The sequence below is a fragment of the Desulfuromonas sp. TF genome (genome assembly GCF_000472285.1).
Classification (GTDB): Bacteria; Desulfobacterota; Desulfuromonadia; order Desulfuromonadales; family ATBO01; genus ATBO01.
Genome location: NZ_KI421412.1, coordinates 230,318 through 246,671, shown reverse-complemented (window position 1 = coordinate 246,671; position 16,354 = coordinate 230,318). Strand labels below are relative to the sequence as shown.

At 60.0% G+C, this 16,354-nt stretch carries 11 protein-coding genes; 4 read left to right on the top strand and 7 right to left on the bottom strand.

The genetic code is table 11. The features are described from left to right. Positions 1 to 1,069, top strand: a 1,069-nt coding sequence (locus DTF_RS26905; RefSeq protein ID WP_193352672.1) for a hypothetical protein, incomplete at its 5' end; no start/stop codon positions are given. Between the two features lie 186 nt (positions 1,070 to 1,255). Here DTF_RS26905 and DTF_RS0101160 read toward each other — a convergent pair. The 5 genes from DTF_RS0101160 to DTF_RS24980 form a co-directional block, all read right to left on the bottom strand. After that, the gene (locus tag DTF_RS0101160) at positions 1,256 to 1,645 is read right to left on the bottom strand and encodes an SxtJ family membrane protein (protein WP_035055118.1); all 390 of its coding nucleotides are present in this window, start codon (positions 1,643 to 1,645) and stop codon (positions 1,256 to 1,258) included. A gap of 119 nt (positions 1,646 to 1,764) precedes the next feature. Then, positions 1,765 to 2,277, bottom strand: coding sequence for a four helix bundle protein (locus tag DTF_RS0101155; RefSeq protein ID WP_226989101.1), 513 nt, complete (start codon positions 2,275 to 2,277; stop codon positions 1,765 to 1,767). Between the two features lie 44 nt (positions 2,278 to 2,321). Further along, on the bottom strand, positions 2,322 to 4,178 hold the full coding sequence (locus DTF_RS0101150) for a carbamoyltransferase (protein WP_027713840.1): 1,857 nt from the start codon (positions 4,176 to 4,178) through the stop codon (positions 2,322 to 2,324). Positions 4,179 to 4,193: 15 nt separating this feature from the next. Beyond that, complete coding sequence (locus DTF_RS26900) at positions 4,194 to 4,343, bottom strand: DUF5989 family protein (RefSeq protein ID WP_193352671.1); 150 nt, start codon at positions 4,341 to 4,343, stop codon at positions 4,194 to 4,196. A 62-nt stretch (positions 4,344 to 4,405) separates the two neighbouring features. Continuing rightward, entirely contained in the window at positions 4,406 to 6,640 is a 2,235-nt protein-coding gene (locus DTF_RS24980) for a tetratricopeptide repeat protein (RefSeq protein WP_051360642.1), read from the bottom strand. A 676-nt stretch (positions 6,641 to 7,316) separates the two neighbouring features. Here DTF_RS24980 and DTF_RS24975 point away from each other — a divergent pair. After that, positions 7,317 to 8,939 (top strand): cytochrome c3 family protein, encoded by a 1,623-nt coding sequence (locus tag DTF_RS24975; RefSeq protein WP_162148572.1) that lies wholly within the window; start codon positions 7,317 to 7,319, stop codon positions 8,937 to 8,939. Between the two features lie 88 nt (positions 8,940 to 9,027). On the opposite strand, the gene speA is transcribed toward DTF_RS24975, so the two are convergent. Both speA and speE read right to left on the bottom strand, forming a co-directional pair. Further along, positions 9,028 to 10,941: a biosynthetic arginine decarboxylase gene (gene speA, locus DTF_RS0101130; RefSeq protein WP_027713839.1), complete on the bottom strand. Its 1,914-nt coding sequence runs from the start codon at positions 10,939 to 10,941 to the stop codon at positions 9,028 to 9,030. A 151-nt stretch (positions 10,942 to 11,092) separates the two neighbouring features. Then, positions 11,093 to 11,938, bottom strand: coding sequence for a polyamine aminopropyltransferase (gene speE, locus DTF_RS0101125; protein WP_027713838.1), 846 nt, complete (start codon positions 11,936 to 11,938; stop codon positions 11,093 to 11,095). Between the two features lie 209 nt (positions 11,939 to 12,147). Here speE and proC point away from each other — a divergent pair, with 209 nt between their 5' ends. Both proC and DTF_RS0101115 read left to right on the top strand, forming a co-directional pair. Next, the gene (gene proC / locus DTF_RS0101120; RefSeq protein WP_027713837.1) at positions 12,148 to 12,963 is read left to right on the top strand and encodes a pyrroline-5-carboxylate reductase; all 816 of its coding nucleotides are present in this window, start codon (positions 12,148 to 12,150) and stop codon (positions 12,961 to 12,963) included. A gap of 104 nt (positions 12,964 to 13,067) precedes the next feature. After that, positions 13,068 to 16,340: a DEAD/DEAH box helicase gene (locus DTF_RS0101115; protein ID WP_155890637.1), complete on the top strand. Its 3,273-nt coding sequence runs from the start codon at positions 13,068 to 13,070 to the stop codon at positions 16,338 to 16,340. Positions 16,341 to 16,354: the final 14 nt, after the last annotated feature.

The window sequence follows — 16,354 nt, the reverse complement described above, 5'->3', positions numbered from 1 at the left end:
CTCGAATGCCCGTGAGGTTTACGACTTTCTCCCCGCCGAGATCAAGTTCTCCATTTCAGACAACGGCAAGGTGGGTATTGGAAGGACTTTCTACCAGCTAGACGGCGGCCCGGTGACCGCCGCCGGCAAGAGCCTGCTCATCGCAACCCCCGGCCCCCATGTTCTCAAATTCTGGTCGGTGGACCAGTCCGGCAACACCGAGTTGGCGCCCAACTTTGCGTCCTTTTCCATCGACATCGACGGAACCCCTCCGACGACCGCCTCGGATGTCCAGCCCAGCTACCACTTCGGCGCGGTGGTTACTCTCACCGCTTCGGACGACAGCATGCGGGGGGTGAAAACGACCTATTTCAGCTTGAACAACGGCCCCGTCCAGACGGGTACGGTGATCACCATCCCGGCCACATCGAAGGCGACAAACAACTATACGCTGAAATACTGGTCGGAAGACTGGGGGGGGAACGTCGAAAGCGCGCATGTTGCCAATTTCACCGTGTTCGGAGACACCACCATGCCGACCACGACCTCCAATGCCAAGACCACCTATTACCAGGGGGCGGCGATCACCCTCACGGCGACGGACGACAACCCCGCGGGCCCGAGAACGACCTACTACCGCCTGAACGGCGGCCCCATCCAGGTCGGAACACAGATCGCCATTCCCAACACTCCGGGGAACTTCAATTACTCGCTGACCTTCTGGTCCGAAGACTGGGCGGCCAACGTGGAACCCCTGAAAACAGTCAATTTCAATGTCATCAGTGGATACGGGACCTTGAAGCTGATCTGGGGCAGCAGCGACACGACCGGCTCCCCCTGCGCGAACGACCCCGAAGCCAGCGCCTCGTGGACTATTCGAGAGGGCGGCGCCTACGGACCAGTTGTCAAGACGGGTTTTTCCACCTGCCCCGGCTGGAGCGGTGTCGATGCCGTTTACGTTCAGGTCGCCCCGACGCCTTTCCACGTGACGGTCCATTGGTGGGACAGTGAAAACCAATATGACGAAGAAACGATCTTCCCGAGCGTCTCTCTCGCGATACGCGGCCAGATCGTTCCCTTGCGTTACTAGCGGCACATGAAGGAAATGAGGAGGGGAAAAAGCCGTTGAATCGTTGAATCGTTGAACCGCTGAGAAAACCGATTCAACGATTCAACGCGCGAAGCGCACTCAACGGTTCAACTGGTTTTTTATGTTGAATCGTTGAACCATTGATGAAATCGATTCAACGGTTCAACGAGCGAAGCGCACGCCGCCTCAATAGGGATGCTCCAGGTCTTCCGCCACGAACTTGTGGTCCCTCACGCGAAAGACCGGGTCCTTCCCCTTTTTCCAGTCTTTGATTCGCATCGAATCCTTCCCCATGAGTTTTCTGACCAGGGCTACCGGACAAACCATCACGAAAAAGATCAGGGACAGAATGATCCGGGAAGCCACGGTTCCCAGCGCCGTGCTCAAGGCGAACCAGAATCTTGCGAAGGGCTTGTAGATGAGAGGCCAGGTCATGGCCCCCAGCAGGAAGACGATGGCCAGGATCACCAGGATCGGCAGTTTCCAGACCTGGAAGCAGATCAGGCTGATAAGAACCAGGGCCAGGCCGGAGTCCTTGCACTGCTCAGCGGTGAGTTTTTTGTGGTCGGATTTCATCAAGCGGGCCTCGGTGAGCTGGAAAAAACGTTGAATTGTTGAACCGTTGAATCGTTGAACTGCTGAAAATAAATTCAACGATTCAACGCGCGAAGCGCACTCAACGATTCAACTGGTTTTTATGCCTTTTTTGAACGGGCCAGTTGTGAATTTCTCAGAGCGTTTATTTTGTTGGCCAGCCTGTCGATGTCCTGGCGCAACTTTCCGGTGTGCTCCACGGTCGTAAATCCGATATCTGATGCCAGGCTGATTTGGCAGGCCACTTCCAGCAGCGAACTGTACGCGAGCTGCGAAAAGTGCCCTTGGTCTCTCAGGCTCGTCCTGCCGCTTCCTTCCGCCAGGTTCGAAGCCACCGATACGGCCGCCCTGTTCAGCTGGCTTGTCAGGCCGAATCTTTCTTCCGCCGGAAAGCCCCTCGTCATGGAATATACCGCCATGACCAATCGCCGAGATTCCTGCCAAACCTCGAGCTTCTCGAACGGAAAAAGATGCCGATGCATGTTTGTCCCCCCCTGGTTGTTGAACTGTTGAATCGTTGAACTGTTGAATCGTTGAACTGTTGAATCGTTGAACTGTTGAATCGTTGAATCGTTGAACTGTTGAATCGTTGAACTGTTGAAAGATCGATTCAACGATTCAACGCGCGAAGCGCACTCAACGATTCAACATGTTTTTATCAATCCAGTTCATACTTTTGCTGCCAGTAATCCCGGTTGTCGAAATTGGGCTGTTCCTCTTTTTTGAAGAGGAAGTCGCCCATGACCAGGTAGTCCATTTCGGTGCCCATGAAACAGCGGTAGGCATCCTCCGGCGAGCAGACGATCGGTTCCCCCCGTACGTTGAAACTGGTGTTGACGATTATGCCATAGCCGGTTCGCTGACGGAAGGCATCGATCAGCTGCCAGTACCTCGGGTTTACCTCCTTGTTGACGGACTGGATCCGGGCGGAGTAGTCAATATGGGTTATGGCCGGCACATCTGACCGGAGATGATAGAGGCGGTCGTAGAGGGGACGGGAATGATAACCTTCCGGAAGAGGATTCTGCCTCTCTTTGCGGACCGGCGCCACCAGCAGCATGTAGGGCGACGGACGGTCGAGCTCGAAAAACTCAGGGAGGCATTCCTCGATGACCGAGGGCGCGAAGGGGCGAAATCCTTCGCGGTACTTGATCTTCAGATTGAGCTTCTTCTGCATTTCCGGGCGGCGGGCATCACCCAGGATGCTGCGATTCCCCAATGCCCTCGGCCCGTATTCCATTCGGCCCTGGAACCAGCCGACCACCTGGCCGTCTTCCAGAAGTTCGGCCACATCCAGGCAAAGGCTGTCGAAATTGTCGTAGGGACGGTACGCAGCCCGGTTACGCCGGGCCACTTGGAGGATCTCCCGATCGCCGAATTCCGGGCCAAGCAACGCACCCTTCATGATATCCCGCCCGGAGTTCACCTTGGGCTTGTCCAGGTAGATATGCCATCCGGCAAGGGCCGCGCCGAGCGCTCCGCCCGCATCGCCGCTGGCAGGCTGGATCCAGATGTCCTTGAATAATCCGCTCCGCAGCAATTTGCCGTTAGCAACGCAGTTGAGGGCTACGCCTCCCGCCATGACCAGATAATCGCAGCCGGTCAGCTCGCGGGCGGTTGCGGCCAGCCGCAGCACGATCTCCTCGGTGACCTCCTGGATCGCCAGGGCCATATCCATGTAATTCTGGTCCAGTTCGGTTTCCGATTTTCGCCGGGGGAGGCCGAACAGCATTTGCCATGCATCGTCGACGCACATGGTGAGGCCGGTGGCGTAGTCGAAATACTCCATGTTCAGGAGGAAAGAGCCGTCGTCGCGCAGGTCGACCAGTTTGTCAAGAATCAGTTCTTTATACTTCTCGACCTGAACGGAACCGGCCGTCCCGTAGGGGGCCAGTCCCATCAACTTGTATTCGCCGCTGTTGACCTTGAAGCCGCAGTAGTAGGTGAAGGCCGAGTAGAGCAGGCCCAGGGAGTGTGGAAAGTCGAGCTCCCGCAAGATCTCGATGCTGTTTCCCCTGCCGACTCCGATGGTGCAGGTCGCCCATTCGCCTACGCCGTCGATGGTGAGGATGGCCGCCTCGGGGAAGGGCGAAGGGTAAAAGGCGCTGGAGGCGTGGGAGAGGTGATGCTCGGGGAAAAGCAGTTTGGGGTTGGCGCAGCCGAGTTTTTTGAACTCTTCGCGCAGCATCCGCCGCATGAAGAGTTTCTCCTTGATCCAGACCGGCATTGCCGACAGGAAGCTTTTCAAACCCCTGGGCGCGAAGCTGTGATAGGTTTCGAGCAGCCTCTCGAACTTGATGTAGGGCTTGTCATAAAAGGCTATGGCAGTGACATCCTTGAGCTCCAGTCCCGCCTCGTCGAGTACGTAGGCGACTGCCTGTCGGGGAAAGGAAGAGTCCTGCTTCTGACGGGTAAATCTCTCCTCATGGGCGGCAGCGACGATGTTGCCATCGACTATCAGGGCAGCGGCACTGTCATGGTAAAACGCCGATATGCCCAGAATCGCTTGCGACATTTCGTACCGACCTTCCTAAAAAATGGCATAAATGAAAGGTGCTATGGCCGAGCCGCCGGTGAGGACGATCAGCGCTCCGAACAGCATCATGAAGAGGATGATCGGCAGCAGCCAGAATTTTTTTCTTACATTCAAAAAACCCCACAGGTCCTTAAGGAAATCCATATCTCTGATCCTTTGGTATTCAGAATTCGGTTCGGTCCGAACGGACCTTCCCCGTTATGCGGCTATTTTCCTGTCGCCTGGGTGACGGCCACCCCCTGCCGGTAGACCCGGCGCGACAGCAGTTCTCCTTGCGGCCCCCAGACCAGTTCAAGGCCGTTCGGAGCCCCCTGTTCGAGGTCCAGGAAACGTTTGAGGCGGCCGTTTTCATGCCACTCGACCTCGATGCCGTGCGAGATGCTGCGCCCTGCCGGATCGAGGCCGAGCTGGACCAGCCTGCGCGGAGCCATGGAGGGATAAACATCCAGCAGGATGTTCGGCCGCTGAGCCCTGGGGGGGGGATCCCCAAGAAGCGGACGGATCTGGGCGAGGATCTTCCGGGCGCTCGCGTTGTTCGGGTTCAGCCGCAATGCTTCCGCGAGACTCGAATGGGCAATTTCCGTCCGTCCCCGTCTGGCCATGGCCAGGCCGTAAACCTGGTGTGCCACATCATAGTGCCCCATTTGCTGGCACACCAAGAGTAAGTTTGCCGCCGACTCCTCCAGCCGCGGGGGAGAGGTGCTGAGCAGAGCCTGGCCCAGCTTGAATCGAAACTCAAGAGCGCCGGGGTATTTCTCGAGGGTTGCATACATCAGCTGCATGGCCTGTTCCGGATTCTTCTGCCGCTGATAGACGGTTACCATCGCGCTGGCGGCGTCCACCGCCACCTGGCGATAATCTCCGGCGATTTCGAGAGCCTGCCCGGCAAGCCGCACGGCATCTTCATTCTTGCCTGCCCACAGGAGCACCCGGGCGAGATTAGTAAGAGCCTGGCCGTGGACCTCTTTATCGATTCCCCCTTCAAGGATCGCCGCTACCCTGGCGATCTTCTGCTCGCCCCAGTCGTCCGCGGGCCGCACCAATCCCAGTTCGGTCATGGCCTTGATCAGCTCCACCGCCAGGATCTTGTTCCCTTCGATGGTCGGATGAACATGGTCGAGAAAATATTCCTGTCCCGGAATGGGGTGGTCGTGCGCGTTCAGCATGCCTTGGTGCAGCAGGGCGACATAATCGACCAGGGGGACATCCTGTTCGCGAGCGAGCTCGGTCACGATGCTGCTCATCGATGTCAGCGCCCGCAGCGGACAGACATCCTCGTCACGGGCCATTCGCAGGGTTTCTTCCGCCTCTTCCGTCCGGCCAATCGCCAGCAAGACCCTGCCGCGGCGATACAGCAGCTCGGCGTGGCGAGGATCGAATGCCAGGGCAGAGTCGAGCCTGTCCAGCGCGAGTTGCCAGTCTTGCCGGCCGATCGCCAGTTTGGCTTCCTTCAGCAGCTGTTCGGAACGCTGCTGGGAAGCACCGTCCAGGCCTGCCGTATGTTCGCTCTTGAAAGGCGAACAGTCCTTGAGGTTGGAAGCCGGCGTCACGAAAATGACTTGGGCGCCGGCCGAGCGGGCCAGCGCGACCATGCGCTCCAGGCTGATCCGGTAGTGCTGCAGGATGTTCTCGCGCAGTGAATCGTCACGGCTGTAGCGTTCCGGGCCGGCCGAACGGTCGAGGATGGTGTCTACCTCTCCTGCGAGACGGTCGCGGTCTTCCACTCCCCGCTCGGGGTAGGCTCCCAGTTTTTGGAGTCCGCTGGTCATCGCGGCCCAGGATCTGGTTTTGGCGAGCACGCCGACGGTCGACCGGACGACGGGGGGTATCTTGCGAATCTGGTTGTAGGTCCGTTCTTCGAGAAATTCGTTGTGACCGGTATAGATGACAAAAAGATCCGGTTCGTAATTGACGAGCTCTTCCATCAGATGCGCTACCCGGTAACTGGCATAGCTGATTCCGCCTGCGTTGATAACCTCCCAGTTTTTATCCTCGTCTGCCGCCGGCAGCAGTTCGCGCAGCCAGCCGGCAAAGGAGGTGGTGTCATTGTAGGGGCGCCCGTACGTTGTCGAGCCGCCGAGACAGAATATCCGATAGCTGCCCGGGGCTTTCGTCCGTGGGAAACTCTGCGGATTGAAAAAATTCAATTTATTGGATGCCGTGGTCAGGAGATGGGTTCCCCCCGGGCCGGGGGCGGGTACGAACAGGGGGACGTTGGAAGCAAAACCGACGAAAGGATCCTCGGATTTAAGGACTGGATTTACTCCGAGCAAGGCGAGGCCGCCTTCAAGGAGGAGAAAGAAAATCAGGATAGCAGCCAGGGGCAGAGTCAGGGCCTGCCATAGCGGCACGCGACTCGGTTTTTCCAGGGGCGGCGGGGTCTGGTCGGGAGAATCGGTCCCGGAATTTTTTTTTGGTGTCGAATCGAAACGTCTGGTCATCGTCGGTCTGCTGGTTTTTGGCGCGGCGCAGGGGACGCCATCAGGAAAAGTGCGAAAATCACCGCGCGGTTGAATATTTAGGCGTTAGATTTGCAGTTCTCGTCACAAGGTGTGCTGCAGAAGGGCAATCGAATTTTTTGGAATTGTCGCATCATTAAACAGATAATGTAAAGTGCAATCAATATACCAATCGCCGGGCACCTTAGGGCGTCTGGGCTTCTGCATCCGCTCAGGTGGGAACGTGTCAAGCTTTCCAAGAGACATATTAAATAAGGATTTTCTTCCGATTCCGGGCTCAGGTTCGGGTCATCGCATCGAAAGGTCCTGCCGCGAGCCCGGGCTTGTTGCCATTTGACCAAAACCTCATGTTATTTGGCTATTCAGTTGCCGGTCCTCGGCGGGCCGGAAAGTCTGTTGCCGAGGTATGACGGGGCAGAGGCTAGGATGATGTGAGCCGGAAGCCTTGCTTAAGGCTGCAGAATAACAAGCCTCGCATCTTTGCTCTCAATAAGAGGTTGTCCGGTCGGTTGATTTCTGATAATAATCCGCCATACACGACTCATGGAGGAAGTACATGCCAAGACGCTGGTTTATAGTGATTATTCTGCTTTTGTCAATCTCCCTGGCATCCATTCTTTATGCCGCCGGTATGGGAGAAATGGGGAGTGTCGGGTCCATGGCGGACAAAATCTCCATCCGGACCGAGAAGATCGGCGAAGTTGTTTTCAGTCATCGTCGTCACGGCGCCAACTGCGGGCTCTGTCATCCGAAGATCTTCAAAAAGCAGAGAAACAGCAACCACGTCAGTATGAAAATGATGGAGAGGGGAATGTCCTGCGGCGCATGCCACAATGGCCGCAGGGCGTTCAGTGTCACCGGTGATTGCTCCACTTGCCATGCCGGGGATGTTGCGATCCAGACCGTTAACTTGGGCAAGGTTATATTCAGCCATGAAATCCATACCGGCATGTTCGGTTGTGACGAGTGCCACCCCGACCTCTTCAAGCCTCAGAAAAACAGCAATCACGCCACGATGAAGGCGATGGAAGAGGGCAAGTCCTGCGGCGCCTGTCATGACGGCGGTACGGCGTTCGACGTAACCGGCGACTGCGTTACCTGCCACGTCGGAGATGTGACGATCGAGAGCCGGAGAATCGGCAAGATAGTGTTCAGCCACGGAATCCATACCGGCATGTTCGGATGTGGCGAGTGTCACCCCGACCTCTTCAAGGCGCAGAACAACAGCAATCACGTCACGATGAAAGCGATGGAAGAGGGCAAGTCCTGCGGCGCCTGTCATGACGGCGAAACCGCATTCGGGGTAGCTGGCGACTGTGTCACCTGCCACTCAAACGCCAAGGATATCACGATCGAGAGCAGGGGTGTCGGCCCAGTGATGTTCAGCCATGATATCCATACCGGCATGTTCGGATGTGTCGAATGCCACCCCGACGTGTTCCGACCTAAAAACAACAACAATCACACCACGATGAAATCGATGGAAGAAGGCAGGTCCTGCGGCGCCTGCCACAACGGCGAAGCTGCTTTTGGCGTGGGCGGCGACTGCGTCACCTGCCATACCATTGCCGTCGATATCACGATTCAGACCGAGAATGTCGGCAAGGTGATGTTCAGTCACGACATCCATACCGGCATGTTCGGATGCGGGGAGTGCCACCCCGGAGTGTTCCAGGCCCAGAATAACAGCAATCACACCACGATGAAGGCGATGGAGGAAGGCAAGTCCTGCGGCGCGTGTCACGACGGCAGCACGGCGTTTGGCGTAGCCGGCGACTGCGCCACCTGCCATACCGAAGCCACCGATATTGCGATTCAAACCGAGAATGTCGGCAAGGTGACGTTCAGTCACGGCATCCACCTCGGCATGTTCGGATGCGGCGAGTGCCACCCCGGCCTGTTCAAGCCGCAGAACAACAGCAATCGCGCCACGATGAAAGAGATGGAAGACGGCGCGTCCTGCGGCGCGTGCCACGACGGTGGAACCGCTTTTGGCGTGAGCGGCGACTGCGCCACCTGCCATACTCAAGCCACCGATATTGAGATGCCGACCAAGAATGCCGGCCCGGTAGTGTTCAGCCACGACATCCATACCGGAATGTTCGGATGTGGGGAGTGCCACCCCGACGTGTTCAAGCCACAGAAGAACAGCAATCACGCCACGATGAGGGCGATGGGCGAGGGCGCGTCCTGCGGCGCATGTCACGACGGCAGTACCGCATTTGGCGTAACCGGGGACTGCGCTATCTGCCACCCCAAGTGGCGCAGTCCCAGTTATTAAGCTCCGGAGGCCTGTTCACTTCGGACGTATGAGAGTTTCAGGTGAAGCGCGGGGCTTGTTGCGCATTCCTATCATTCTTGAAACATTGTCACTTCTCGAAATAGGTATACCCCCGCAGGCTGGCCGAATACTCCTCCAGGAGGCTTTGACGCTCCGTGAGGCTGATTTTCCCCTTCCTCACCGCCTCCTCGGCGGTGTTGCGGAAGTTTTCGAAGAGGGTCTGGGGATGGTATTCCACATAGCTGAGTACGTCGGCGATGCTGTCGCCCGAGATCTCCTTCATCACGTCGAAGCTGCCGTCGCCGTTTATCCGCACGCTGACCACGTTGGTATCCCCGAAGAGGTTGTGCAGGTCCCCCAGGGTTTCCTGGTACGCTCCCATCAGGAACACGCCCAGAATGTACTCCTCTCCTGCCTTAAGAGGATGGAGAGGGAGGGTGTTGCGCTCGCCGTGGGAGTTGATGAATGAATCGAGTTTTCCGTCGCAATCGCAGGTGAGATCGGAGATGATCCCCTCCCGAGAGGGACACTCGCCGTGGCGGTGGATCGGAACGACGGGGAAAACCTGGCCGATGGCCCACGTGTCGGGGAGGGACTGAAAGACGCTGAAGTTGCCATAGTAGATGTCGGCCAGGCTTTCCTTCAGAGCTGCAAGTCCGGAGGGGATTTTCCCAAGGCCGTCCAGCCGGGAGGCGATATGCTGGGCAACGGCGAGAAAAATGTTCTCCGCCAGGGAGCGCTCGCGCAGGCTGACTTGGCCGCGCTTGAAGAGCTCGCGGATCTCGTCGCGGCAGTAGAGGGCGTCGTTGTAGCTCTCCTGGAGGTCCGTCGTTGCGAGATCCTCGAGCACGCCGAAGAGTGCGCGAACCAGGTCGTGGGCTCCGGAGGGGAGGGCGTCCGGCAGGGGGGCCGCCTCGAAGTGCATGACATCGAGGATGTTGAAGAGCAGTATCGACGAGTACGCCACGGTGGCCCGCCCCGATTCGGTCACGATGTGGGGATGGGAGATCCCCAGAGGGTCGAGGACGGACATGACCACGTCGATGATGTCGGCGCAGTACTCGTCGAGGGAGTAGTTGCGGGAGTGGACATGGTTGGCCCGGGTCCCCACGTAGTCCACCGCCAGTCCTCCGCCAAGGTCGAGGTATCCCATGGGAGCGCCTTCCCCGATCAGATCGACATAGTAGCGGCAGGCCTCCAGCACGCCGGCGCGGATGTCCTGGATGTCGGGAATCTGCGAACCGAGATGGCAGTGCAGCAGCTGCAGGCAGTCGAGCATGTCGTGGCTCTTGAGGGCGTCGATCACGCCGATCAGCTGCGTGGAGCTCAGGCCGAAGCTGCTGCGGTCGCCGCTGGTTTCGGTCCACAGCCCTCCCACCTTGGCTGAGACCTTCACCCGCGCCCCGATCAGCGGCCGGATGCCCAGGGCCTTGCTGCGTTCCACGAGGAGGGGGAGTTCGGCCGGGGATTCGATGACGAAGAAGCAGCGGTACCCCAGTTTGCGCGCCCATAGCCCCAGATCGATAAATTCCCGGTCCTTGTAGCCGTTGAGAATCAGCAGGCCGTCTTCATGCAGGGCGGCAAGGGCCAGGACCAGCTCGGCTTTGCTGCCTGCTTCGAGGCCGTGCCCGTAGCGGGCGCCGAAACGGGTGATCTCCTCGATGACCTGGCACTGCTGGTTCACCTTGACGGGAAAGACCCCCCGGTACTCGCCCCGGTAGCCGGCGCGGGCGATGGCGGCGCGGAACGATTCGTTGAGGAGGGCGATCCGGGCGTCGAGCAGGTTCTCGATGCGCAGCAGAAGCGGCATGACGTGGCCGCGCTGTTCGATGCCGGAGACGATGTCCATCAGGGAGACGACCGCCTCTCCTTCGGGCCCCCGCACCTTGACCGTTAGCTCTCCCTTGTCGGACAGGTCGAAATGACCGGCCCCCCAGTCGCGAATGCCGTAGAGGGCGGCGGAATCTTCTACAGTCCAGCTCTTCTCCGGATTTGAATTCATCTCGACTCTCAAAAGACCAAAATTCATTCACGCGGATCAAATCTGATAAGGTCTGATCAAGGCGGATTTGAAAGCTTGGTTTATCCGAATTTATCAGATTTGATCAGAAGTTATCCGCGTGCTGGTTTTGATCTGGTTTTAGGTAGCCCCCTTATTCCGCGATGTTTTCCCGTGCGAAGGTCGGCAGCATGAAGGCCCCGAGGTGCAGGTCCTCGTTGTAGTACCGGGTGTGGAAACCGCGGCGGGCGGCCCGTTCGCGGTCGAAGTCCCTGACGGGATGGTACTTCTTGCTGGCGAACGCGAAGCTCCACAGCCCGCTGGGATAGGTCGGAATGAACGCCTGGTACATCTCCACGATGGGGAAGACCGAACGCAGGTTCCGGTACATGCTTTTCTGGATTTCGGCGTGATAGAAGGGGGATTCGCTCTGCGCCACCATGATGCCGTCCTCCTTGAGGGCGGCGGAAACCGTCCGGTAGAAATCCTCCTCGAAGAGTCCCACGGCCGGGCCGATGGGATCGGTGGAGTCCACCAGGATGACGTCGAAGGTGTCTTTGTGCTCGCGGATGTAGGCGATGCCGTCGTCGACGTGCAGCTTGACCCGGGGGTTGCTGCCGTCGATTTCGCAGGCCATGGAGGGGAGCAGCTCGATCGATTTGTCGATGACCAGGCCGTCGATCTCGCACAGGACCGCCAACTCGACCCCGGGATGCTTGACGATCTCACGGATGGAGCCGCCGTCGCCGCCGCCGATCACCAGGACTTTCTTCGGATCGGGGTGGGTGAACAGGGCAGGGTGGGCGATCATGTCGTGATAGACGAACTCGTCCCGCTCGGTGACCATGACCAGACCGTCCAGAAGCATCATCCTGCCGTATTCCAGGGTCTCGATGATGTCGAGCTGCTGGAATTCGCTCGCCCCCGAGAAAAGCGTTCTGGTCGCCTTCAGGGTGATGCCGACGTTTTCGGAATGTTTTTCGGTGTACCAGAGGTCCATGGAAGCTCCTGGAAAGGCGGAATGTAGAATCTGTCTTCTGTATTCTAAGGTTTTGCGCTTTTTACCGCCAATCCGCAAGGGTGTCAACGTATTTTTCGGCTCAATCGTTCTGTCCTCCCGGACCGCTATAACCTCATGATTCCTTGACTTTGTCCAGAGATTTCTTTTAACTTAGCGCAACCTCTACACTCAGGGAAAGGACCAGCATAATGACCGCAACCCGGATCATCGGTTTCATCGGTGGAGGCAATATGGCCGAGGCCCTCATCAAGGGTCTTCTCAAGGGAACCTTTCCGCCCGCGGCGATCAGGGTTTCCGAACCGAGTCCGGAACGACGGCAGTTTCTGGCCGAGCGATATGGCATCATCCTCTCCCCGGAGAACGTGGATGTCGTCCAGGAATGCGACCTGATTGTTCTGGCGGTCAAGCCGCAGCTCGCCGATGAGGTGCTGAGCGGAATCGCCGGCGCTTTTTCCGAAAAGAAGCTGCTCGTTTCCATACTCGCCGGAGTGACCACGGAAAAGCTCGAGGCGCACTTCGACGGTTCCCCCCGGGTAGTCCGGGCAATGCCGAACACCCCGGCCCTTGTCGGGGCCGGCGCCACCGCCATCTCTCCAGGATGGTTCGCCACAACCGACGACCTGCTGGCGGCCCGCCATCTCTTTGAGGCGGTGGGAACGGCGTACGTGCTGGAGGAGAAACTTCTGGATGCCGTCACCGGCCTCTCCGGCTCGGGCCCGGCCTACGTGTTCACGATCATCGAGGCTCTTGCCGACGGGGGGGTGCAGGAGGGGCTTCCCCGGGACGTGGCATCCGCCCTTGCCGTGCAGACGGTGCTGGGCGCCGCCAAGCTGGTCAGCGAAAGCGGTGAGCATCCCGCCGCACTGCGCGACAAGGTCTGCTCACCGGGCGGGACGACTATCGCTGCCGTCCGGACGCTGGAGGAAAAGGGGCTGCGATCGGCCCTGATGGAGGCGGTCGGCAGCGCCGCGAGGCGATCCAGGGAGCTGGGAGCGAAAAAATGAGGTAAAATGAAGGGCCGGTCAGTTGACCGGCCCTTCGAAATTGATTTCTACCTGACATCGTAGCGACGGCCCCGTCCGCGGCGTCGCTGCAGATGAATCGATAAATGAGTGTTGTGTTGACCGAAAAGAATATCCTGGCCATCTGCGGCCGAACGTATCTGGAGCGCGGCCGCGCCTACCGGGCTGGAGGCAGGATTCTCGATCTGCGCTGGGACGATGACGAAGAGCTCCTCTACAGCAGCGTCAAGGGGAGCGGCAGCAATGTCTACGATCAGGCCGTCCGGTTCTATCCGCATCGTTCCCGGCGTCCTTTCAAGGGGGAATGCAGCTGCCCCGTTGAGTTCAACTGCAAGCACGTGGCGGCGGTGCTGCTGGAGTGGATCAGCCGGCAGAATGCTTTTCAGCAGCCGGCGGCGCTTCCGGCAAAGCGCCGGAGAAGCGACCTGGCCCTTTGGCAAAAAGAGATCCGGCAGCTCCTCCCCCCCCCGGCCGCGCCGGTGCAGGCAGGGGTAAATGTCCTGATTTATCTTCTCAAGCCCCAGACCTACCGCGACAATACGAAAATCTTTCTCCATATCTACAAGAGCCGCCGGTTGAAACGGGGAGGCTGGAGCAGGCCGACATCGTACAACCTGCAGCAGTTTGCCTACTATCACTATTACCGCCCCGACTGGGTAACAACGCTGGACATGGAGGTCATCGAACTGGCCAAACACGGCCTGGAGGGTGCCTCGACACCGTCCATCGCCGGGGATGTAGGCATTCTGCTGCTCAAACGTCTGCTGGCGAGCGGCCGCTGTTTCTTCGAGAGTGAGGAGAATCCGCCGCTCGCTCCGGGGCCGCCCCGGCAGGCCGATTTCGCATGGCGGGAGGAGGCAGGCGGCGGCAGGCGCCTGCGCATCGGCCTGGAGGGAGTGGAAGGTTCCTGGACGGCGATGCCGACCGATCCGCCCTGGTACATCGATACGCAGCGGCACCAGTGCGGCCCCATCGAGCAGCCGCTGGACTCCCGGCTCTTCCAGGCTCTGCGTCATCTGCCCTCGCTGGAGGCTTCCGAGCTCGATAGCTTCAGCCGCTTCCTCTTTCCGCTCCTGCCGCCGGAGAGCCTGCCGCTCCCCTCCGAGTTGAAGATCGAAACCTGGAACCGGCCGCCCTCGCCGGTGCTGCTGCTTCGGGGTGAGCAGGGCTTAAAGGGCAGCGCCATCCATATTGCCCGGGTGTGCTTTGCCTACGGTCCGCTGCGCCTGCCGCCCTGGAACGAATCCGGCGAGAAGGAGCAGCTGCACCAGCACGGCGGCAGGGACTGGCTGGTCCGCAGGGATCCGGACTTTGAGGAAGAATGCCTGCGCCGCCTGACGGCCTTCGGCTTCGCTCCGGCCGCCGTTGCCGGAGCCGGCGAGCCCGGCGAGTGGGATGTCCTCTTTACCGGCGAAACGGTCGCCGCTTCCGCGGCCCGCTGGCGGGACTTCCTGGAGCAGCTGCCGCAACTGGCCGGGGAAGGCTGGATGATCGAAACCGCGGAGAGTTTCCGCCTGCGATTCACGACGGCCGAGCAGCTCACCGCCCGTATCGATGAGGCGGAGGGGGGCTGGTTCGACATCGGGCTCGATGTCGAGTGCGGGGAACGTCGCCTGCCGCTGCTCCCCCTGTTGACGGCCTGGCTGGAAAGAGGCGGTGCGGCCCAGGGATTGCTTCTGCCGCTCGGCGACGGAGCCTGGCTGGAGATTCCCCAGACCGTGCTGCAGCCTGTCCTGGACACCCTGCTGGAGCTTTACCGTCGCCCCGCCCTCAACGAAGCCGGACAATTGCGGCTGCCCCGGCAGCAGGCCCCCTGCCTGGAGGAGCTGGATCGCCGCCTGGGCGGAGAGGGACAGAGGCTTGCGTGGCAGGGTGGGGAGCGCGTGCGCCTGCTGGCGGAGAAGCTGAGGAATTTTTCCGGCATCGTCGCGGTGCCGCCGCCTTCGGGGCTGCGAGCCGAGCTGCGCCCCTATCAAGGCCAGGGTCTATCGTGGCTGCAGTTTCTGCGGGAGTACGGCTTCGGCGGGATTCTCGCCGACGACATGGGGCTGGGCAAGACCGTGCAGGCTTTGGCTTACCTGCTCAGCGAGAAGGAAGCCGGCCGCCTGGAGAACCCCGCGCTGGTGGTCGCTCCCACCAGCGTCCTTGGAAACTGGCGGCGGGAGGCTGCCCGATTCGCCCCCGACCTGAAGGTGCTGGTGCTGCACGGTCCGGACAGGGCCGGGCATTTCGAGACCCTGGCGTGCTACGACCTGATCATCACCAGCTACGCCCTGCTCCATCGCGATGCGGCGGTGCTGCGCCGGCACCTCTTTCACAGCGTCATCCTGGACGAGGCGCAGGCGATCAAGAACGCCCGCTCGAAGGGGGCCCAGACCGCCTGTCTGCTGCGGGCCGTGAACCGTCTCTGTCTGACCGGCACCCCCCTGGAGAACCATCTGGGGGAGCTATGGTCGCTCTTCCACTTCCTCATGCCGGGTTTTCTGGGCCATGAGAGCGATTTCAACCACCTCTTCCGCCAGCCGATCGAAAAGCGGGGAGACGTCCAGCGGCAGCAGGAGTTGACCCGCCGCATCGCCCCCTTTATTCTGCGCCGCGACAAGGGACAGGTGGCTACGGAGCTGCCGCCGAAGACAGACATCTCCCAGAGCGTCGAGCTGGCCGGACCCCAGCGGCGGCTTTACGAAACCATCCGCGCCGCCATGGCGGAGAAGGTCGGCACGCTGCTGCGGCAGAAGGGGCTGGCGCGCAGCCATATCGAGGTGCTCGACGCCCTGCTCAAGCTGCGCCAGGCCTGCTGCGATCCGCGCCTGGTGAAACTGGAGAGCGCCCGCAAGGTCAGGCAGTCGGCCAAGCTGGAGCTGCTGCTGGAGATGCTGGAGGAGCTGCTGGAGGAGGGACGCCGGATCCTGCTCTTTTCCCAGTTCACCTCGATGCTCGCCCTGATCGAGGAGGAACTGCAGATCCGCCGGCTCAAGTACGTCAAGCTGACCGGCCAGACCCGCAAGCGCGACGAGGTGATCGCCGCCTTTCAGAACGGCGAGGCGCCGCTTTTCCTGATCAGCCTGAAGGCCGGCGGAGTCGGCCTCAACCTGACCGCCGCCGACACCGTCATCCACTACGACCCCTGGTGGAACCCGGCGGTGGAGCGTCAGGCCACCGACCGAGCTCACCGCATCGGCCAGGACAAACCGGTTTTCGTCTACAAGCTGGTGGCGGCTGATACTGTCGAGGAGAAGATCCTTCAGCTGCAGGAACGCAAGCAGGCGCTCGCCGACGACATCTACCGCAAGGCCGGAGCCGGCGAGGAGTTCAGCGCCTTCGACGCGGCGGAGATTCTCTCCCTTTTCGCGCCTTGAGCGCCATACTGAGT